19 protein-coding genes and 1 riboswitch are annotated in these 20,915 nt (G+C 68.1%); of the genes, 12 read left to right on the forward strand and 7 right to left on the reverse strand.

The features are described from left to right. Positions 1–31: 31 nt before the first annotated feature. Positions 32–403, reverse strand: a complete 372-nt coding sequence (locus EV652_RS00765) for a DoxX family protein (protein ID WP_132206994.1) — start codon at positions 401–403, stop codon at positions 32–34. Positions 404–480: 77 nt separating this feature from the next. Between EV652_RS00765 and sigJ the strand changes: the two genes are divergently transcribed. Beyond that, positions 481–1,347: an RNA polymerase sigma factor SigJ gene (gene sigJ, locus EV652_RS00770; RefSeq protein ID WP_132206995.1), complete on the forward strand. Its 867-nt coding sequence runs from the start codon at positions 481–483 to the stop codon at positions 1,345–1,347. Here the strand turns inward: sigJ and EV652_RS00775 are convergent. After that, the gene (locus EV652_RS00775) at positions 1,321–2,220 is read right to left on the reverse strand and encodes a diacylglycerol/lipid kinase family protein (protein WP_242001472.1); all 900 of its coding nucleotides are present in this window, start codon (positions 2,218–2,220) and stop codon (positions 1,321–1,323) included. The genes sigJ and EV652_RS00775 overlap by 27 nt on opposite strands. Positions 2,221–2,257: 37 nt before the next feature. Here EV652_RS00775 and EV652_RS00780 point away from each other — a divergent pair, with 37 nt between their 5' ends. Together EV652_RS00780 and EV652_RS00785 are read left to right on the forward strand one after the other, a co-directional pair. Further along, positions 2,258–3,658, forward strand: coding sequence for a serine hydrolase domain-containing protein (locus EV652_RS00780; RefSeq protein ID WP_242001473.1), 1,401 nt, complete (start codon positions 2,258–2,260; stop codon positions 3,656–3,658). A 73-nt stretch (positions 3,659–3,731) separates the two neighbouring features. Further along, positions 3,732–4,670 carry an NAD-dependent epimerase/dehydratase family protein gene (locus EV652_RS00785; RefSeq protein ID WP_132206997.1) on the forward strand — a complete coding sequence of 313 codons (939 nt, stop codon included), beginning with the start codon at positions 3,732–3,734 and terminating at the stop codon, positions 4,668–4,670. A gap of 59 nt (positions 4,671–4,729) precedes the next feature. Here the strand turns inward: EV652_RS00785 and EV652_RS00790 are convergent, their stop codons facing one another. Genes EV652_RS00790 through EV652_RS00800 form a run of 3 tightly spaced genes read right to left on the reverse strand, consistent with a single transcriptional unit; the run spans position 4,730 to position 7,787 of the window. Continuing rightward, on the reverse strand, positions 4,730–5,230 hold the full coding sequence (locus tag EV652_RS00790) for a DUF3830 family protein (protein WP_132206998.1): 501 nt from the start codon (positions 5,228–5,230) through the stop codon (positions 4,730–4,732). After that, positions 5,227–6,672, reverse strand: a complete 1,446-nt coding sequence (locus EV652_RS00795; RefSeq protein ID WP_132206999.1) for an amidase — start codon at positions 6,670–6,672, stop codon at positions 5,227–5,229. The genes EV652_RS00790 and EV652_RS00795 overlap by 4 nt, the downstream gene beginning before the upstream one ends. Then, positions 6,669–7,787 carry a D-2-hydroxyacid dehydrogenase gene (locus EV652_RS00800; protein WP_242001474.1) on the reverse strand — a complete coding sequence of 373 codons (1,119 nt, stop codon included), beginning with the start codon at positions 7,785–7,787 and terminating at the stop codon, positions 6,669–6,671. Before EV652_RS00800 ends, EV652_RS00795 begins: the two co-directional genes overlap by 4 nt. An 80-nt stretch (positions 7,788–7,867) precedes the next feature. Here EV652_RS00800 and EV652_RS00805 point away from each other — a divergent pair, with 80 nt between their 5' ends. The 9 genes from EV652_RS00805 to EV652_RS00845 all read left to right on the forward strand — a co-directional run bounded on the left by EV652_RS00805 (position 7,868) and on the right by EV652_RS00845 (position 19,188). Then, positions 7,868–8,617: a maleate cis-trans isomerase family protein gene (locus EV652_RS00805; RefSeq protein ID WP_132207000.1), complete on the forward strand. Its 750-nt coding sequence runs from the start codon at positions 7,868–7,870 to the stop codon at positions 8,615–8,617. A 147-nt stretch (positions 8,618–8,764) separates the two neighbouring features. Then, positions 8,765–9,949 carry a M24 family metallopeptidase gene (locus tag EV652_RS00810; protein WP_132207001.1) on the forward strand — a complete coding sequence of 395 codons (1,185 nt, stop codon included), beginning with the start codon at positions 8,765–8,767 and terminating at the stop codon, positions 9,947–9,949. Positions 9,950–9,953: 4 nt separating this feature from the next. After that, positions 9,954–11,195, forward strand: a complete 1,242-nt coding sequence (locus EV652_RS00815) for an aminotransferase-like domain-containing protein (protein ID WP_242001475.1) — start codon at positions 9,954–9,956, stop codon at positions 11,193–11,195. Positions 11,196–11,395: 200 nt separating this feature from the next. Then, positions 11,396–11,504: riboswitch (guanidine-I (ykkC/yxkD leader) on the forward strand. 54 nt (positions 11,505–11,558) lie between these two features. After that, positions 11,559–13,145: an amino acid permease gene (locus tag EV652_RS00820; protein WP_132207002.1), complete on the forward strand. Its 1,587-nt coding sequence runs from the start codon at positions 11,559–11,561 to the stop codon at positions 13,143–13,145. Next, on the forward strand, positions 13,142–13,840 hold the full coding sequence (locus EV652_RS00825) for a DUF1989 domain-containing protein (protein ID WP_199237943.1): 699 nt from the start codon (positions 13,142–13,144) through the stop codon (positions 13,838–13,840). The genes EV652_RS00820 and EV652_RS00825 overlap by 4 nt, the downstream gene beginning before the upstream one ends. After that, entirely contained in the window at positions 13,837–14,454 is a 618-nt protein-coding gene (locus EV652_RS00830) for an urea amidolyase associated protein UAAP2 (RefSeq protein ID WP_132207003.1), read from the forward strand. The genes EV652_RS00825 and EV652_RS00830 overlap by 4 nt, the downstream gene beginning before the upstream one ends. Then, positions 14,451–16,400 carry a 5-oxoprolinase/urea amidolyase family protein gene (locus EV652_RS00835; RefSeq protein WP_242001550.1) on the forward strand — a complete coding sequence of 650 codons (1,950 nt, stop codon included), beginning with the start codon at positions 14,451–14,453 and terminating at the stop codon, positions 16,398–16,400. The genes EV652_RS00830 and EV652_RS00835 overlap by 4 nt, the downstream gene beginning before the upstream one ends. Continuing rightward, positions 16,397–17,977 carry an allophanate hydrolase gene (gene atzF / locus EV652_RS00840; RefSeq protein WP_132207005.1) on the forward strand — a complete coding sequence of 527 codons (1,581 nt, stop codon included), beginning with the start codon at positions 16,397–16,399 and terminating at the stop codon, positions 17,975–17,977. Before EV652_RS00835 ends, atzF begins: the two co-directional genes overlap by 4 nt. An 11-nt stretch (positions 17,978–17,988) precedes the next feature. Next, entirely contained in the window at positions 17,989–19,188 is a 1,200-nt protein-coding gene (locus EV652_RS00845) for a M20 family metallopeptidase (RefSeq protein WP_199237944.1), read from the forward strand. A 74-nt stretch (positions 19,189–19,262) separates the two neighbouring features. Here the strand turns inward: EV652_RS00845 and EV652_RS00850 are convergent, their stop codons facing one another. Beyond that, the gene (locus tag EV652_RS00850) at positions 19,263–19,739 is read right to left on the reverse strand and encodes a VOC family protein (RefSeq protein ID WP_132207007.1); all 477 of its coding nucleotides are present in this window, start codon (positions 19,737–19,739) and stop codon (positions 19,263–19,265) included. A 68-nt stretch (positions 19,740–19,807) separates the two neighbouring features. Further along, positions 19,808–20,851: a cation diffusion facilitator family transporter gene (locus EV652_RS00855; protein ID WP_132207008.1), complete on the reverse strand. Its 1,044-nt coding sequence runs from the start codon at positions 20,849–20,851 to the stop codon at positions 19,808–19,810. Positions 20,852–20,915: the final 64 nt, after the last annotated feature.

Raw genomic sequence — 20,915 nt, forward strand, 5'->3', positions numbered from 1 at the left:
CCACGTCGAGCCTGCTCGAGAGGACCAAGCGCTAGCCCAGTGCGGCGAAGCGGCTGGCTGCTACGAAGGAGGCTAGTGCGAGCAGGGTGACATTGGCGGCGACCGCCTTCGGTTCGCGGAGTGAGGCGTGGGAGACGGCCGCGCCGATCATCACCCCGACCAGACCGACCGCGGCCAAGGGGGTGAGGACGCGCGCCGTACCGCTCAACCACGGCACGAACAGCGCGGCCACGGCGAACAGCTCGGCCACCGCGACGGCGCGGACGACCGGCATCGGGAACGGCGCGATGCCGGTCTGCCCGGTCGCAATCAGCCGCTCCCTCGACATCGTCGACTTCGCGACCCCGGAGACGGTGAAGACGACCGCCAGTAGTCCGGTCAGGATCCAAGTGATGGTGTTCATGCGGGTTGTAGACGATCGACAACCCGATCCTGTGACACTGTCACTGGACGAGGCTGTCGATCGTCTCAGAGGATGTGATGGAGGAGTTCAGGCCGCTGTTGCTGTCGATCGCGTACCGGATGCTGGGCAGTTTCGGTGACGCGGAAGACGTCGTACAGGAGGCCTATCTGCGCCTGCATCGCGAGGAGCGGGTCGACTCGCCGAAGGCGTTCCTCACCACCGTGACGACGCGGCTGGCGATCGATCAGCTCAGGTCGGCCCGCCGGCAGCGGGAGACGTACATCGGTCCGTGGCTCCCCGAGCCGGCCGTCGACGAGTACGTCGACCTCGCAGAACGGGCGGCGTTGTCGGACTCGCTTTCGACCGCGTTTCTCGTCGTACTGGAACGCTTGTCGCCGGACCAGCGGGCGGTGTTCCTGCTCTGCGACGTCTTCGGATACTCGTACGACGAGGTCGCCGCGATCATCGGCAAGACCCCGGCCGCTTGCCGCCAACTCGCCGTACGCGCTCGCCGTCACCTGTCCGAGGACCGGCCGCGCTTCGACGCGTCCCGGCAGGAAAGAGACGAGCTGGTACGACGTTTTGTCGCGGCCGCCGAGGAGGGTGAGCTCGACGATCTCGTGGAGATGCTCGCGCCCGATGTCACGTTCACCGGCGACGGTGGAGGCAAGGCGCTGGCGTTCCCTCGGCCGGTCCACGGCGTCGACAGCGTCAGCAAGCTGGTGCTCGTCGCGTTCGACAAGGTCGCCGACCTCGGCTTCACGATCAGCCGCGTGCACGTCGGCGGTCAGCCCGGCATGCGCGTCCACGACGCTGAGGACCGGACCCTCGCGATCTGGTCGTTCGTGGTGACCGACGGCCTGATCACGTCGATCCACGGAGTCGTCAATCCGGACAAGCTGAGCCACCTGCAGCGGTCAGGGCACCCGGACGATCAGGGCTGACGGGTCGACCGACGCACTCAGCGTGCGGCCGTCCGCGATCGTGTCGCCGTCCAGCTCCCGTCGTACCGTCTTCGCGGCGGTGACCTGGATCCGTCGGCCGGTGAACCGCTCGACGTGGCGCTCCCGCAACGGCTTCACCACCAGGCTCGCCGCGAGCCGGGGCCACTGGCTGATCCGTCGCGGCGCGAGTACGACGGCGTCGATCAGACCGTCGTCCGGTACGGCGTCCGGCAGCAGCGGGATGTTCGCCTGCAGGGTCCCCACGTTGCCGATCACCACGGTCCGGGCCCGGCGTCGTACCGGCGGCTGATCGTCGACAATGATCTCGACCCGGACGAACGGATGGTTGAGATTCCGCAGCGTGGCCACGACGTACGCGGCCCAGCCGACCCGCTTCTTCAACTGGTCGGGTGCGTCCTCGATGATCGCGGCGTCGAGCCCGAGCCCTGCCATCACCACGAACCGGTCGGTCGGCAGCTCGTCCCCCTCGACCTCGACGCTGTCGATCCGCTGCTCGTTGCCACCGAGCAGTTCCGTCAGCGCGGTCTCGAGGTCCAGTGAGATGCCGAGATTGCGCGCCAGCAGGTTGCCGGTCCCGACCGGTAGCACGGCGACCGGGATCCCGCTCCTGGCCAGCTCGGCGCAGACCACCCGCACAGTGCCGTCCCCGCCGGCCACCACGACCAGATCGACGGTCTCCTCGATCGCCCGCTTGGCCATCGTCGACCCGGCATCGTCCTCGGTCGTCTCCAGCCAGAGGGAGTCGTCGAACCCCTGCTTGGTCAGTGCGGTGTCGACCGTATGGCGGAACTCCTCGACGTCCGACACCTTCACCGGGTTGAGGATGACCGCGGCTCGCCTGATGGAACTCACCTGATATTTGTCCGTTCGGGGAGATAGCGTGCTCGGGGTGAGCAGCCTTCCACGGAGTACCCCAGAATCCCAGGGACTATCCGGCACCGCGCTCGACGCATTCGTCACGGCGCTGGACGTGTCCGACCAGGAGATCCAGACCGTGATGCTGCTGCGGCACGGTCACGTCGTACTCGAGGAGGAGTGGTCGCCGTACCGGCTGGCCGATCCGCATCTGCTGTTCTCGGTGTCCAAGAGCTTCACCTCGACCGCCGTCGGGCTGGCGATCGACGCCGGGCTGCTGTCGCTCGACGACACGGTGATCTCGTTCTTCGAGGCCGACGAGCTGCCGGAGACGATCAGCGACAACCTGGCCGCAATGACGATCCGGCACCTGCTCACGATGACGACCGGGCACGCCAAGGACACCGTCGAGGCGCTCAGCCGGGACCGCCGGATGGTGAAGATCTTCCTCGGCCTCGACGTCGAGCACGAGCCCGGCACGGTGTTCGTCTACAACAGCGGCGCGACGTACATGCTGTCCGCGATCCTGCAGCGGCTGACCGGCGAGACGCTGCTCGACTACCTGCGGCCGAGGCTGTTCGAACCGCTGGGCGCTGCGGAAGCGACCTGGCAGGTGTCAACGGAGGGCATCACCACCGGCGGCTGGGGGCTGAGCCTCAACACCGAGTCGCTGGCTCGCTTCGGGCAATTGTTGCTGCAGCGCGGCGTGTGGGAGGGCAAGCAGCTGGTCCCCGCCGAGTGGTACGAGGCGGCGACGTCGAAGCAGGTTCCCAACGACAGCGAGGAGAATCCGGACTGGCATCAGGGGTACGGGTTCCAGTTCTGGCGCGGCCGGCACAACACCTACCGCGGCGACGGCGCGTTCGGCCAGTTCTGCCTGATCTTCCCGGAGTACGACGCCGCGCTCATCGTCACCAGCGCGACCGGGGAGATGCAGGCCATCTTGAACACGGTCTGGGACCACCTGCTGCCCGTCCTGGAGGGCAAAGAGGTCGCTCCGGTTGTGCGGGCCGAGCGGCTGGAGCTGCCGCCACCTGGCGGTCCCGCGCCTTCCGGTGGGAACGAGCGCACCTACCGGTTCGCGGAGAACGAGCTCGGGTTGGAAGCGGTCCGGTTGGCTGCCGACGGCACCGGTACCTTCTCGTTCAGCTTCGCCGGGCCGGGAGACGGCGGAACGCTCGACGTCGTCTGCGGTCCCGGCGGCTGGCAGGAGCATCGTGGCGTCGGTGTGCTCGAGGACGCCGACCCCGCTACCGGGCAGCGCCTGGTGACGAGCGCGTACGCCGACGGGGACCACTACGTGGCGACGATCCGCTTCGTCGAAACACCGTTCGTCCTCACCCTCGCCTGCCACCCGCCCGCGGACACGCTCACCATCGACGTCACCCAGAACGTCTCCTTCGGACCGACCTCCTTCACCCTGACCTCAGAGTGATCCACGTCACTGTCACAGCCCGGGGGTCGCGCGTGTCCTCCGGGTTGTAGCAACAGACGACGGAGGAATCACCATGAAGGTCTTGGTGGCAGGTGCGACCGGCGGACTGGGCCGGTCGCTGGTACCGAAGCTGATCGCGGCCGGGCACGAGGTGACCGGGATGATCCGGTCGGAGTCCGGTGCGGCCGGTCTGCGCGCCGATGGCGCGGGTGTCGTTCTCGCGGACGGCCTCGACGCTGCCGCGGTGATGGCCGCGGTGGACTCGGCTCGGCCGGAGGTCGTCGTACACCAGATGACGGCCCTCAAGGGCGGCATCGACTTCAAGAAGTTCGACCAGAGCTTCGCGGTGACGAACCGGCTCCGCACCGAAGGCACGGACAACCTGCTCGCCGCTTCCCAGGCTGCCGGCGTACGACGGTTCGTCGTCCAGTCGTACGCCGGCTGGAACTTGCAACACGGTGGATCCGCGACGAAGACCGAGGCGGACCCGCTCGACCCGGATCCGGTGCCGGCGCAGCGGCAGACGATGGCCGGGATCAAGCACCTCGAGTCGGTCGTCACCAACGCCGACGGGATCGAGGGCATCGCGCTGCGATACGCGGGCTTCTACGGCCCGACCGGCGACATCGGCAAGGGCGGCTCGATCGTCGACCTGATCCAGAAGCGCAAGCTCCCGTTGATCGGCGACGGCACCGGCGTGTGGTCGTTCATCCACTACGACGACGCGGCCGACGCGACGGTCAAGGCAGTCGAGAGCGATGCCACCGGCATCTACCAGATCGCCGACGACGACCCCGCACAGGCAGCGGTCTGGCTCCCCGAGTTCGCCCGCATTCTCGGCGCGAAACCGCCTCGCCACATCCCCACCTGGCTGGCCCGGCTAGCCGTCGGCGACGTCGGCGTCGCTGCCTTCACCGAAATCCGCGGCGCCGACAACACCCTCGCCAAAGCAACCTTCGACTGGCACCCCGGCTACCCCTCCTGGCGCGAAGGCTTCCGCAAGGGCCTCTGACATCTGAGGACTCAGGCCGACGATGCGGGCTGAGTCCTCAGTCCTGGCGGTCTGGTGCCTCAGTCGCGGCGGGTGAAGGTGAGGGTTTCGCCGCGGGCGCCGCCCATCCAGAGGTCCTGGCAGGCGGCCGCCATACCGTCCAGATTCTCGACGATCGCGCCGAAGACGTTGCCCGGCACCCAGCCCTGGTCACCGTTGATCAGCAGGTTGTTCCGTCCGTAGAACACGGCCAGATCGACGATCGAGCCTTGGGTCCCGGTGCCGGTGGTGTTCTCGTACCCGTACGCCGGATTGCCCAGATCGTCGGAGTCGAACGAGAACCAGCACAGGTCGCCGGGAATCGGCGTCACCGTGGTGTTCTCCTTCCCCGGATCGGTCGGCGCGAAGGCGGGCAGCAGCGTGTAGATCTCGTTCCGCGCGTACTTCCCGTGGAACACCGGCGCAGACAACGGCAGCGCGTCCCACACCGCCGCGCAGGTCCGCGGCGCCACATCGTCGAGCAGCCTGGCGACACAACTCACGCCGCGCTTGTCCAGGCTGACGGTGATGAACCTGCTCATCGTGCCTCCAAGGTCGGTGTCCGTGAATGCCAGTCCGTGGCGGCTTGGTAGGCCTGACCGACGCGCAGCGTGAGCGCGTCCGCGTGCCGCGCGCCGACAATCTGCAATCCGACCGGCAGACCGTCCGACGTGAAACCACAGGGCACGCTCAACGCCGGTTGCTGGGTGAGGTTGAACGGATACGTGTACGGCGTCCAACTCGTCCAATCCGGCGACGACCAGCCATCCGGCACGTCCTGCCCGATCGGGAACGCCGTGATCGGCACAGTCGGCGTGATCAGTACGTCGCACTGCTGGTGGAACCGTCCCATCAGCAGCCCGAGTTCCATCCGTTCGGCGGTGGCGTCGAGGAAGTCGGAGGCCGTGTACGACGACCCGAGCTCGGCGACCCGCCGCAGTCCCGGGTCCACCCGATCGTCAACCGTGTAGGCCGACAAGACCTTCGCCGCACCTGACCACCACAGCACGTTGAACGCGTCGACCGGATCCGCGAACCCTGGATCGACCTCGGTCACCTCGGCGCCGGCCTCCGCGAGTACGCCGACCGCCGCCCGCACCAACTCCTCGACCTCCGGTTGATTGTCGACAAACCCAAGATCGGACGAGTAGGCAATCTTCAATCCGGCAACGCCACCGTCGATCCCGGCCAGGAACGACGTACCCGGCGTCGGCATCGCCGACCAGTCACGCGCGTCGAACCCGGTGACGACGTCAAGCAGCGCGGCCGCGTCCCGTACCGTCCGAGTCATCGGTCCGGCATGCGACAGCGTCCCGAACGCACTCGGCGGAAACAACGGGATCAGCCCGTACGTCGGCTTGAGCGCAACCGTGCCCGTGAACGCCGCCGGGATCCGAACCGAACCGCCGCCGTCGGTCCCGAGCGACCAGGCCCCCATACCGAGCCCGACGGAGGTCGCCGAGCCCCCGCTCGAACCACCCGAGGTCTTCGACGGATCCCAGGGATTACCCGTCGCGCCGTACTTGGAGGAGTCGGTCACGCCCTTCCACGAGTACTCCGGCGTCGTCGTCTTCCCCAGGATCACCGCCCCGGTCTCACGCAGACGCGCGACGGCCGGCGCATCCTCGTCCCACGGCCCTGCCTCGTCGATCATCGTGCTGCCACGCAAGGTCGGCCACCCCTTGGTCCACAGCGCGTCCTTGATCGACGTAGGCACTCCGTCGCCGGGACCCAGTGGCTCCCCACGTTGCCACCGGACCTCCGACTCCTTCGCCGCGGCGAGTGCCCCTTCGGCATCCACCAATACGAAGGCGTTCACTGCCCCGTCGTACCGCTCGATCGCCTCCAACGCCGCCCGAGTCGCCTCGACCGGTGAAACCGCGCCGCTCCGGAAACCCGCGATCAGTTCGGTGGCTGGGATGAATGGGAGTTCGGTGGCCGGGGTGAACGAGGTCGACTGTGGTGACGGATCTGACTGGGTCATCGGGCTCCCGAGGGGATGTAGCCGAGCTTCTTGTCGACCACGTTGCGGAGAGGTTCGCCGGCCTGCCAGCGCTGCAGATTGTCAACAAACTGCGCCGCGAGAACGTCTCGCCAGCCGATCACGTCACCAGACATGTGCGCGGTGATGGTCGCGCCGGGCGCGTCCCACAGGGGATGGTCGGGTGGCAACGGTTCACGATCGAAGACGTCGAGCGTCGCCGCGATTCGCCTGTCCTGCAAGGCATTCAGCAGCGCCGCCTCGTCAACCATCGGACCACGCGCGACGTTGATCAGATGCGAACCGGGCTTCATCGCATCCAGCACCTTGGCGTCGACCAGTCCGCGAGTCGCCGCGGTCAACGGCGCCGCGAGTACCAGGTGATCGACCTCGCCGACCTCGTCCGCAAGGTTGCCGCTGGCAATAACCTCCCCGAAGTCCGGATCCGCGGATCGCGCCACCCGGCCGGCTCCTCGTACCTGCAGCCCTGCCGCACGGAGCAGGCGAGCGATCTCTCGCCCGATCGCCCCAGTCCCAACCACCAACGCCTTCGTGCCGAGCACAGTGTGTGTCTCCCGGTGCCGCCACTCACGCCGTCGCTGCAGATCGAGACTGTGACGGCTGTCCTTCGCGTGCGCGATCACCGCCCCGAGCACGTACTCCGCGATCGGCCGATCGAACACCCCATGCGCATTGGTGACAACAACATTGGAATCGCGCAGCTCATCAAAGAGCAGCGTGTCGACTCCGGCCGCCGTCACATGGATCCACTCCAGCGTCCCGGCGTCGGCCCAAACATCCCGCACCGCAGTCGAGAAGAAGTCCCATAGCAACAACACTCGAGCGCCGCGAACGGCCTCCCGCAACCCGTCCGCATCGCAATACCGGAACTCAACCTCCCCCGCCGCACGCCCCTCCACCCCCGGCGGCCGCAACAACCCATCACCCCGGCCCGCAACCCCAGCGCCACCACCCCCAGCGACCTCACCACCGCCACCGGTCGCACTCCCGGCCCGCTCACCGCCTGCAGTCTTGGGGCCGTCACCGTCGGCGTTGGGACGATCGGGGGCCCGCTCACAGAGCACCGCGATGACGGGACGCTCAGTGGAGGGAGGCACGCCTTGAGGCTAGGAACCGATCCGTAGGATTGTCAACAATCCCTTGTCGTCGCGACCAGCAGGACCGCACACTGAGTCGCATGACGCTCCGTCCGCCCACTCACCCGCTGCCGGCGCCGACACCACCGCTCCTGCAGACGGGGATCGGCGTCGTCGCGCCGTACGACTTCGCGCTGGATCGCGAACTCTGGCGATGGGTCCCGGACGACGTCACCCTGCATCTCACGCGTACGCCGTACGCACCGCTCGCCGCGACCCTCGAGATGGCGGTGCACATCTCCGACCCGGAGTTGATCGCCCGCGCCACAGCCGACGTACTGCCGGTGGCGCCGCTCGCCGTCGCGTACGCCTGCACCTCGGGCAGCTTCGTCGGCGGCCTGACCGGTGAGGCCGCACTCGTCGACGCGATGGTGGCCGCCGGTGCCCCCACTGCGGTGACAACGAGCGGCGCGCTCCTCCTGGCCCTGCGTCACCTCGGCATCAGCCGGGTCGCGACAGTCACCCCGTACACGGACGACCTCACCGCCGGACTGACCGCCTTCCTCGGCGAGGCCGGCGTCGAGGTGGTCGCGACCGCCGGGCTCGGCCTGATCGCCCAGATCTGGACAGTCCCGTACGAGGCCACCATCGAACTAGTCCGCAGCATCGACACCTCCGCCGCGGACGCCGTCTTCATCAGCTGCACCAACCTCCCCACGTACGACGTCATCGCCGGCCTCGAGGCGATGATCGGCAAACCAGTCCTCACCGCCAACCAGGTCACCATGTGGTCAGCCCTCTCCCTGGCCGGCCACCCAGCCATAGGCCCAGGCCAACACCTCCTCGCCTGATCGCCTCCCCCACCACCGCGCTCGCCTGAGCTATCCACCACCTGCCCCGATCAGCCCACCGACTGGGGGTTCTTCTCCGCCGACTTCTGCGGTTAAGCTCCATCGTATTGTCGACAATCTGCAATCGACCGAAGCTGAGGTGAGTGTGTGCCGGACTTGCTGGAGCAGGCGGTTGAGCCGGGCGAGTACGCCGGTCGGCTCCAGCGGGTGCGGGCCGCGATGGCCGGGCGCGACCTCGGCGCTTTGTTTGTCAGCGATCCCGCAAACCTCTTCTACCTGACCGGGTACGACGCATGGTCGTTCTACACACCGCAGTGCCTACTGGTCCCCGCCGATGGCGAACCACATTTGTTCGCGCGCGCCATGGACGCGGCCGGAGCGGCGTACACCTGCAACCTGCGTGCCGACCAGATCCACGGCTACCCCGAGGATCTGGTCCACCGCCCTGACGTCCATCCGTACGACTGGATCGCGGCCAGCGCACGCGAACTCATCCCGCCCGGCGGCGACGTGGCCATCGAGGGCGACGCGCATTACTTCTCCGCCCGCGCGTACCTTGCCCTCGGCAACGGTCTACCCGGGCACCGGCTGGTCGACTCGGCCGAGCTGGTGAACTGGATCCGGCTGGTCAAGTCACCGCACGAGCTCCGCCAACTCCGGATCGCCGGCTCCATCGCCGCGCAAGCGATGCAGCTCGCCCTCAACCAGCTCCGCCCGGGCCGCCGGCAATGCGATCTGGTCGCCGAGATCATGGCCGCTCAGGCGATCGGTACGGCGGAACACGGCGGCGACTACCCGGCCATCGTGCCGATGCTCCCGACGGGTGAAGCCGCGGGTACGCCGCACCTCACCTGGACCGACCGTCCGTTCCGCATCGGCGAGGCGACCACGATCGAACTGGCGGGCGTGTTCGGCCGCTACCACGCTCCGCTCGCCCGCACGGTGATGCTGGGCGATCCGCCGCAGCGGCTGCGCGAGACGGCGAAGGTCGTGGCCGAAGGTATGCGTGCGACGTTGTCGACAATCCGACCGGGCGTCACCGGCAGCGTCGTCCACGCTGCCTTCAATGACGTGATCGCCGCGCACGGGCTGGTGAAGGACTCACGGATCGGGTACTCGATCGGCATCGGATACCCGCCCGACTGGGGTGAGCGCACGGTCAGCCTGCGCCCCGGCGAGACCACCGTGCTGGCGGCCGGGATGGCGTTCCACGTGATCCTCGGGATGTGGATGGACGGCTGGGGTTACGAACTGTCCGAACCGGTGGTCGTCACCGACCACGGCGTGGAGCGACTGACCGACCTGACCCACGAACTGACGATCAGGAGATAGCCCAATGACGCAGGAAGCCCGTGGCAGTGCCGGTCCGTCGAGCACTGGCGCCGTACCCGGAGCGAAGACTCTCCCGTACGCCAAGCGCGTCACCGGGCTGGTCGGGTCGGTGATCGACTCGAGCACCTCACTGCTGCACAAGCAGACCCACGACATCGTGCGGTTCGCGATGGGCTCACCGGCGGCCGAAGCGGTGCCGTCGGCAATCCTGGCCGGTATCGCCGCCGACGAACTGAGTCGCGCCGACGCGTACGACTACGCGGCCACCGAAGGCGATCCGCCACTGCACGAGGCGCTACTGGAGACACTGCGCGGGACGAGTGACGAGACCACCGCCGACCGGCTGACCATCACCGCAGGCGGGATGCAGGGTCTCGACCTGTTCTGCAAGCTGTTCGTCGACCCCGGCGACCTGGTCGTCGTCGAATCACCGACGTACACGAACGGCAGCGCGACCGCTCTCTCGTACGGCGCTCAGCTGCTGGAGGCCCCGGTCGACGCCGACGGGATGATTGTCGACAATCTCGAGCAGCTCCTCGACGGGCGGCGACCGAAGGCGATCTACACCATCCCGACGTTCCAGAACCCGTCCGGCGCGACTCTCTCGCTGGAGCGACGGCAGCGGCTGCTCGAGCTGGCCCGGTCCTGGGGATCGATGGTGATCGACGACGACCCCTACGCGCTCCTGCGGTTCGCCGGCGATCCCTTGCCGACAATCCGCGAGCTCGGTGCCGGTGATCCGCTGGTGTTCGCGGTCCGGACGTTCTCGAAGATCGTCGCGCCCGGGCTGCGGGTCGGCTGGGTGGACACCGATCCGGAGTTGCAGCCGCTGCTGATCAACGCGAAGCAAGCAATGGACACATGCACGAACCTGCCGGCCCAGCGGCTGCTCACCGGGTTCCTGCGGGGCGGGCATCTCGAGGATCACCTGGTCACCCAGCGCGCGGAGTACAGGCGCCGCAAGGAAGCGATGCACGCGGCCCTGCAGGAGCACTTCGGCGACATCGCCCGCTGGACCGACCCCGAGGGCGGCTTCTTCCTCTGGGTGACGCTGGAGAACGGCGTCAACACCGCCGAGCTGTTCGAGATCGCCTTGGCCGAAGGCGTGGCGTTCATCCCCGGTACGGCGTTCTCCCCCACCGGACGATTCACTGACGCGCTAAGACTGTGCTTCGCGTCGACCAAGCCGGACCGGATCCACGAAGGCGTCGCCAGACTGCGGCGGGCCGTCGACAAGCTCGCCTGACCGCACCGCGGCGACGAATGCATCGCCAGACGGCGACGAACGCAACCCCTGGCGGTTCGGGGCGAGAGGCCGTGTTGTTGCCATAGGCAACCGCTCTCACGAGCGCTGAGCCAGTGAGAGGATTCGTTTACGCCGTTGTTACACAGGACGCGGGCCGCCGAAACCAACGCGCCCTGAACTGAAAAGGACCCGCCGAGACGGCGGGGCGCCCCTAGGGTTCCGCTGCCGGCGACGGCAGGCCTGGTCCGAGAGGGGAGACGGCGCTGTCACGACGGCGCCGTTCCACGGCGGGACAAAAGCCCGGGAGGCCTTGAAGGCCCCGGGCTGCCGTGTGCATTCCGGGCCGATCCGATGGAGGCCGGAATGTCAGCCACCCCTGAAACACTGACCTCACCCAACGCCAAGGAACCAGGCGCCGAAGACCTGGGCCGATTCGGCTATTCCCAGCAACTCTCACGCCGGGTCGGCAGCTACGCGTCGTTCGCGGCCGGCTTCTCGTTCGTGTCCATCATGACGACTGTCTTCCAGCTGTTCGGGCTCGGCTTCGGCTTCGGCGGTACGGCCTTCTTCTGGACCTGGCCGGCGGTGCTCGCCGGGCAGTTGATGGTCGCCCTCTGCTTCGCCGAACTGGCCGCGCGCTATCCCCTGTCCGGCGCGATCTACCAGTGGGCCCGGCGTCTCGGCGGCGCCGTCGTCGGGTGGTTCGCGGGCTGGACGATGGTGATCGCGCAGATCATCACGCTGGCCACCGCCGCGATCGCCCTGCAGGTCGTCCTCCCCGCGGTCTGGTCCGGCTTCCAGCTGGTCGGCACCGACTCCACGCTGGCCTCGAAGGACGGCGCCGCGAACGCCGTCGTACTGGGCTGTCTTTTGTTGACAGCAACCACGTTGCTGAACGCGACGAGCGTGCGGATCACCGCGGTCGTGAACTCGGTCGGCGTGACGTGTGAACTGATCGGCGTCGTACTGATCGTCGTGTTGTTGACAAGTCGCGCCGAGCGCGGTCCGTCCGTCGTCCTGCACACGACGAACCTCGACAGCACGACCGGGTACGTCGTACCACTGCTCATCTCGGCGTTGATGGCGGCGTACGTGCTGGTCGGCTTCGACAGCGCGGGCGAACTGTCCGAGGAGACGCACAAGCCGCGCGCGACGACGCCGCGGACGATCATCCGCGCGGTCGTCGCGTCCGGGATCGGCGGCGCCTTCCTGATCATCGCCGCGCTGATGGCAGCCCCGTCCCTGACCAACGGCGACCTCGCCACGCAGGGTCTCCCCTACGTCCTGACCAGCCGGCTCGGTACGACGGCCGGCAAGCTGCTGCTCCTCGATGTCGCCCTCGCGGTCTGTGTCTGCACGCTGGCGATCCAGACGGCGGCGGCCCGGATGATCTTCTCGATGGCACGCGACAACGTTCTGCCGGCGTCGGCCCGGCTGCGCCAGGTGTCCCGTCGTACCGGCACCCCGGTGGCAGCCACCATCGTGCCCGGCGTGCTCGCCGCCGTGTGCCTGGTGGTGAACTTCGGCAACGCGGGTCTGTTCCTCGGCCTCGCGAGCGTCTGCATCATGCTGCTCTACATCGCGTACCTGATGGTCACCGCACCTTTGCTGGTACGGCGGCTGACGGGCAACGGACCGGCCGCCGGGGTCGACGAGAACGGCCGGCCGCTGTTCTCGCTCGGGCGATTCGGTCTGATTGTCAACATCATCGCGGTCGCCTACGGACTCGCGATGGCGATCAACCTGGGCTGGCCACGGGCCGATGTGTACGACCCGGCGGGCGATGGCTGGTATCTGCACTACCTCCCGCTGATCACGCTCTCCATCGTGGCTGTTGGTGGGCTCATCGCATATCGCAGTCAGCGCAGCGCGTACCACGCCTCCATCGGCCTTGTCGTACCGCCAGCCGCCGCAGCTGGGGTCGCAGAGGCAGAAGGAGCGAGCGCGTGAATCACGACATCCCTGGCGCCGCCGCCTGGTCCGCACCGGTCCGCGCGGGGCGCAGCATCACCCTGACCGCTCTGGCCGACGGCGCGAACGCGTCGGTGCTGATCATCGGCGCGGATCGGCTTGATCGGCTGAACGTCCCGGACACGCTGAAGTCGCAGATGTCCGCCCGGATCCGGGCCGGCCTGGTCCTGATGTCGGACCGCGGCCTTGCCCTGGCGACAGTCGTCGCATCGAGCCTCGACTGGCACGACTGCCTGACCGGATTCGTCCCCGACCGATTGTTGACAATCGAACTCGCCAAGCATGGTTTCGGCCCGGCGGACCTGCACGGCTGCATCAACTTCTTCTCGAAGGTCGCGATCGCTGACGACTCCCGCGCATCGCTGGCCTTCGAGCCCGATCACGCGCGCGCCGGAGACACCGTGACCCTGCGGGCCGAGCAAGACCTGCTGGTCTTCATCTCGACCGCACCCCACCCCCTCTCCGACAAGGCTGCCGGCCTCACCCGCTCCGACCAGGCTGCCGCCGGCCTCACCCATTCCGACCTGGCTGCTGCCGCCGACGATCCTCGCTCCGACCAGGCTGCGGCCGCCGGTGTCGCCGTACGGATCGAAGCCTCGGGTCGTGGCGACGATCCCGACCTGCGGGAGGAAGCACTCCGCGCGCTTGAGCTGACTCGGGAGCTGATCGCATGACTGTCACCGAGACAGCCGTCAGCCTCGACACCATCGTGGACCCCGGAGACGGCGCGCTCATCACCGTGCCCGCAGGCGGTCGATTGCAGATTGTCGACCTTCACGGGAACCAGGCCGTCGACACCTTGTTCTACGACGCCCACGACATCGACAACCGCTACTCCGCCTTCGACACGATCCGCGAACAGCGCGCCGTCTTCCTCACCACCGGCTCGCGTCTGTTGTCGACAACCCTCGACGAACTCGCCGTCATCACCGACGACACCTGCGGTCGGCACGACACCGTCGGCGGCGCGTGCTCGCAGGAGAGCAACGTGATCCGGTACGGCGACTTCACCCGTCACCAGCACGCGTGCCGCCAGACCTTCCTGCACTACGGCGCGCAAGCCGGCATCGGACAGCGCCAGCTCACGCACAACGTCAACTTCTTCATGAACGTCCCCGTCACCTCGGGCGGCGACCTGAAGTTCGATGACGGCCTGTCGGCTCCGGGCCGGTACGTCGAGATCACCGCGACCCGGGACATCCTGGTTCTGATCAGCAATTGTCCGCAGGTCAACAATCCTTGCAACGGCTGGAATCCGACGCCGGTCCGACTCCTGGGCTGGTGGTGACGTTGGCAGTCATCACTGTCATCTCCCCGGGCAACCAGACGACAGTGCAGGACCTGACCGGCCGACCAGGGCTGTGGGATGTCGGCGTACCGCCGTCAGGCGCGGCCGACGAACTCAGCTTCGCGCTGGTCAACACGGCGGTCGGCAATCCGGACAGTGCCGCGGGTCTGGAATGCGTGCTCGCCGGACCGGTGCTGACGTGCGACGAGGACCGGCTGATCTGCGTCGGCGGCGCTGTCAACAATGCGACGATCGACGGACTCCGGGTGCGACCCGGCATGGTCGTCCGCCTCCCCGCAGCAGCTGTTCTGGACGTCGGTCCACTCGACGGACCCGGGATGCGGGGGTATCTCGCGATCGAAGGTGGGCTCGACGTCCCGCGCGTACTCGGCAGCCGATCCACCTTCATCCTGGGCGGTTTCGGCGGTCAGGACGGCAGACCGCTCGTGGCCGGCGATCGACTCCCGCTCGGTCGCCGGGAGAACCTGCTCACCCCGATGTCGGTCGACTTGCCGACCATCTCGGGTTCCTGGAATCTGCGCGTGATCCCGGGACCGCATGGCGCTCCAGATCACCTCACCGACGAGGGGGTCGAGGCGTTCTTCGCAAACAGTTGGATTGTCGACCATCGGTCCGATCGCACCGGGACCAGGCTCGTCGGACCCGTCCCGGGCTGGGCCCGGACCGACGGTGGTGAGGCCGGCCTGCATCCGTCCAACGTGCACGACTCGGCATACCCGGTCGGCGGCATCATGCTGTCCGGCGACACTCCGGTGATCGTCGGCAAGGACGGACCGTCGCTCGGCGGCTTCGTCGTACCGGCCGTCGTGATCGAAGCCGATCGCTGGATGCTCGGCCAGCTGAGCGCCGGCGACTCCGTCCAACTCGTACCGGTGACGCTGGAGACCGCGACCGAGGCAATCTCGGTACGACGCCGTTGGCTCACCGACCTCCGGCAGGAGCCGGGGCCGGTCGCATCCATCGTCAGCAGTAGCGGGCGTCCGGAGGTCCTCCATCAGTCCGACGGCGTACCGCCGTACACCATCAGATGTGCGGGAGAACGTCATCTCCTGGTGGAAGCCGGACCGGCCGAGCTCGACCTGACCGTCCGGGTGTGGATTCACCTGTTGGCGCAGGCCTTGCGGGAGCACCGGCCGGACGGTGTCGTCGAGATCGTCGAGGGTGTGCGGTCGCTCCTGATCGCGGTGGACTCTTCGCGGTTGAGGCTGAACGAGCTGGCCGAGGGGCTCGCATTTCTGGCGGCAGGGCTGGCCGATCCGGAGACTGTGGTGCTGCCTGCGCGCGAGGTCACTCTCCCGATCGCGTTCGACCACCCGGAGGCGCACGAGGCGATGCGGCGGTACGCGACCTCGGTCCGGCCCGACGCGCCCTGGTGCCCGGACAACGTGGAGTTCATCCGGCGGGTCAACGATCTGCGGCGTCGGGACGAGGTGTTCGAGATCATCCAGGAGGCGACGTACCTGGTCGTCGGGCTGGGCGACGTCTACCTCGGCGCGCCGGTCGCCGTGCCGGTCGATCCCCGGCACCGGCTGGTGACCACGAAGTACAACCCGGCCCGGACCTGGACCCCGCAGAACGCGGTCGGGATCGGCGGGATCTACCTCTGCGTGTACGGCATGGAAGGACCCGGTGGGTACCAGTTGGTCGGACGCACTGTCCCGGTCTGGCGGCTGTCCCCCAACGACGAGCAACCCTGGCTGCTGAGGCAGTTCGACCTGATCAGATTCACGCCGGTGAGCGCCGAGCAACTCGCCCACGAGCGGGCCGAGATCAAGGCCGGACGGGCCGACCTGCGGGTCAGCCCGGCGACCTTCTCGATCGCCGACGTACACCGGATCGAACAGGAGGCACCTGTGGACATAGCGACGGTACGGGCGAAACGGCGAGCCGCGTTCGAAGCCGAGCGGGCCAGGTGGGGAGCATGAACGTCTGGATCAGCCGGGTCGAGCCGGTCGTGGCCGCGCCAGGACCGTTGCACGGTCTCACGATGGCGCTCAAGGACAACATCGATCTCGCCGGGGTGCCGACCACGGCCGGCGATCCGCGGAACTCCCGTCCGGCGTCGCGGAACGCCTTCGTGGTCGACCAGTTGATCGCGGCCGGCGCCGTACCACTGGGGAAGACCAACCTGGATCAGTACGCGACCGGGCTGGTCGGCACTCGGTCGCCGTACGGCGCTTGTCACTCGGTGTTCTCCGCGGACCACGTGTCGGGTGGATCGAGTTCGGGCAGTGCGGTCGCGGTGGCGAGCGGGCAGGTCGACTTCGCGCTCGGGACGGACACCGCCGGGAGTGGCCGGGTGCCGGCTGCCTTCAATCGGATTGTCGGCATCAAGCCAAGTCGTGGGCTCGTCTCCGCGCGGGGTGTCGTACCGGCCTGCCGATCGCTCGACTGCGTGACGGTGATGGCCCGGTCGGTCAGGACGGCGCGTGCGGTCTTCAACGTGATGGCGGCCTTCGACCCGGACGACGCTTGGTCGCGGCGAGCTTCTGACCTGCCCCGGAGTCGGGCTGGTCGTACGCCGGGGGGTGCCGCGGTGATCGGCGTACCGGATCTGGATCTGGACCTCGATCCGCTGCACGAGCAGGCCTGGCAGCAGACGCTCGACCAGGCTGATCGGCTGGGCGACGTGGTGAAGGTTGATGTGCGGCCGCTGCTCGAGGCAGCAGAGTTGCTCTACTCCGGGCCGTGGCTGGCCGAGCGGTGGCTCGCCTTCGGGGACAAGCTGGACGACGATCCTGCAGTCGACCCGACGGTGCGGTCGATTGTCCACAATGGTGCGACGCTGACGGCGGCAGACGCCTTCGCGGGCTTCGATCGACTCGCGACACTCACTCGCGCGAGCGAGCATCTGTGGACCGAGCTCGACGCACTGCTGCTGCCGGTGACCTCGGGCCACCCGACCCTGGCCGAAGTGGCGGCGGATCCTGTCGGCGTGAACAGCAGGCTGGGACGCTTCACGAACATGGTCAATCTGCTCGACCTGTGCGCGGTCGCGTTCCCCGGTCCGGACCGTTCCGACGGCTTGCCGTTCGGGGTCCAACTGCTCGCGCCCGCCGGTCATGACCAGGTGCTGATGGACCTCGCCGCTGTGTGGTGCGGCGAGGCGACAGAGGAGGTTCTGCTCGCAGTCGCCGGGGCTCATCTGACCGGCCAGCCACTCAACGATGAGCTGGTACGACGTGGTGCCCGGCTCGCGTTCGATGCGCGGACTGCTTCGTCGTACCGGATGTACCTCCTCGACGGACCCAGGCCAGGTCTGACTCGGACGTTGTCGGACGAAGCCGGTCCGGGGATCGACGTGGAGGTGTGGAGTCTGCCCGCGGCCGAACTCGGTGGGTTCGCGGCGACTGTCGAGCCACCACTCGCGATCGGCCCGCTGGAGCTGTCGGACGGGCGGCGGATCCTGGGGTTCGTGTGTACGGCCGACGGGGCAGATCCCGCGCGTGACATCACCTCGTTCGGTGGCTGGCGCTCGTACCTGGCCGGGAGGTCCGCCTAGGCTTCGTGTCCATGACCCCTGACGAACAGAGCGTCCTCGACCGGATCGACGAAGAGCTGCTGGTCCGGGTCACCTGCCAGTTGCTGCAGGCAATCGGGCAGAACCCGCCCGGCGAGGAGGCGGCGACGGTCGCGGTGCTTGCGGCAGCTGGGCGGGAGCTCGGGCTCGACGTGGTGACGTCACCGGTCGAGCCCGGGCGCGACAACGTCAGCATTACCCTTGCCGGGGGCAACGGTCCGGGTCTGTTGATCCTCGGTCATACGGACGTCGTACCGGTCGGTGACGGATGGACGACCGACCCGTACGGCGGGGTGGTGAAGGAGGGGCGCATCTACGGACGGGGCGCGTCAGACATGAAGGGTGGACTCGCCGCCGCGCTGGTCGCGATGGCCGCTCTGCGTGGCGCCGGCTTGAGCGGACCGGTCGAACTCGCGGCAGTGGTGGACGAGGAGGAGACCGGCAAAGGCATCCGCGCGTACGTCGACCACGCGCGCGGAGCCGCCGTCGCCGCCGGGTCGGGGCCGGGGTTCCTTGGGTGTATTACGGCTGAGCCGACTGATCTGCAGACGATCATCGCGGCGCGGGGTGACTCGTACCTTCGGGTCGCGGTCCATGGGCGGGCCTGTCATGCGGGGAATCCGGACGACGGCGCCAACGCGATTTACGGTGCGGCCGCCGTTGTCGCCGAGATCGAGCGGCTGCACGCCGAACTCGCCGCCGATCCTCATCCGTTGCTCGGGCCTGCGACCTGGAGTGTCGGTCAGATCAACGGTGGTACGGGCGGTTCGATCGTCCCGGCCGATTGTGTGATTGTCGCCGATCGACGGCTTCTGCCTGGCGAGTCGCCGGCCGCCGTACTCGATGATCTGCGGGCGCGCGTGGCTGCGCTGCGGCTCGAGGATCGCGGGTTGTCGGTCGAGCTCGAGATGCCGATGGAGATGCCTGCGTTCGAGACGGCTGCGGATGCGGAACTCGTCCGCGTGATCGAGGCGGCCAGGATCGATGCCGGCGGCCCCGAGCTGCCGCTCGCGGGGTGGACGGCGGCCTGCGATGGAGGGTACGTCGCACGCGACCTCGACGTACCCGTTGTTGTCCTCGGTCCCGGCTCCGTCACCACCCAGGCCCACCGGGCCGACGAGTCCGTCCCCATCGCCGAACTCGTCACCGCGGCCCGCGCCTACACCCTCACCGCCCTACGCCTACTCACCTGAGCCGCCGCCGGCCACGTGCGGCATCGGTCAGCCGCGGCTCCGTCAGCCACCGCCTGGGTCAGTCGCGGCCGGGGTCAGGCGCGGCCGGGGAAGAAGTCGGCGCCCGTCACGTACTCCATCCGCCGGGTGAACTCGGGATCCGACAGCCGCTCCATCATCTCCTGCTCGGTCAGCTCCTCGACCCGGGTCTGGATCCAGTAGAGATTGCCGAACGGATCGCGCACCCGCCCCACCTTGTCGCCGAAGAACAGATGCGTCACCTCGGTCACCGACGCCCCGCCGGCCGCGACCGCCTGTGCCTGCGTGGCCTCCGCGTCGTCGACGTACAGACGGAGAAAGGCAGGCGTCGCAGGCCACTCCGGCCGGGAGTCGAACATCATCACGATCGCGTTCCCGATCCGCATCTCCGCGTGCCCGATCCGGCCGTCCGGCCCCACCATCCGGTCGATCTCCTCGGCCCCGAACGCCCGCGTCAGCCAGTGCATCAACCCGTCCGTGTCCGCCCCGATGATCCACGGCGTCACGGTCGTATATCCCTCGGGAATCGGCATCTCAGATCTCCTTCGCTCAGTGTCGGACGAGAGCAACGCTAGAAGGAGAACCGGACAAGTTCTGACCTCTACTGAACTTCGGCCGGACTGACGTGGACGGTGGCGCTGTGCAGCTTGGGCAGGGAGTGCGAGAGGCGATGCTGGGCCTCGTGGGCGATGGCGTGGGCGGCGGCCAGAGTGAGCGTCGGGTCGACGATCACGCTGGTCTCGGCGCGGATGCGGTGGCCGGTCCAGCGGAGCCGGAGGTCTTCGATCGCGGTGACGCCCGGCGTACCGCGCAGCGTGGTCTCGGCAGTGGTCAGCAGTTCGGGGTCGACGGCATCCATCAGGCGGCGGTAGACATCCGTCCACGCGCTCTTCAGTACGACGAGGATCGCGACGGTGATGGCGAGTCCGACGATCGGGTCGGCCAACGGGAAGCCGGCCAGTACGCCGACAGCACCTAGTACGACGGCCAGCGACGTGAACCCATCGGTGCGCGCGTGGAGTCCATCGGCGACCAACGCGGCCGATCCGATCCGGCGACCGACGCGGATCCGATACATGGCGACAATCTCATTGCCGACAAAACCGGCCAGGCCGGCCGCGATCAGCGCGCCGAGGTGGCCGAGCGGCTGCGGATCGATCAGCCGGCGGATCGACTCGTACCCGGCGATCACCGCGGACAACGCGATCATCCCGACGATGAAGATCCCGGCGAGATCCTCGGCCCGGCCGAACCCGTACGTGTAGCGCCGGGTCGCCGGACGGCGCGCGAGCACGAACGCGACCCAGAGCGGTACGGCGGTCAACGCGTCGGAGAAGTTGTGGATCGTGTCGGCCAGCAGCGCGACCGATCCGGTCAGTACGACGAGGATCGCCTGAACGACCGCGGTCACACCGAGCCCGGCCAGGCTGAGCTTGACCGCGCGAATCCCCTCCGCGCTCGCCTCCAACGCCGCATCCACCGACTCCGCAGCATCATGCCGATGCGGCCGCACCACCCCAAGCACCCACCCCACCACCCCGCGCCGCCCGCCCCCGCCGTACTCATCCCCGTGCCCGTGCCCATGACCGTGCTCGTGCCCGTGACCGTGCCCGTGACCGCGCTCTTGCCTGTGCCCGTGGTCCATAAAGACATGCTATCTGCGCAATCATGCATATACGCAAGTAGCTGCCCACCGTGGAACCTTGCCG

Origin of the sequence: Kribbella steppae (genome assembly GCF_004342025.1) — a bacterium.
Taxonomy (GTDB): domain Bacteria; phylum Actinomycetota; class Actinomycetes; order Propionibacteriales; family Kribbellaceae; genus Kribbella; species Kribbella steppae.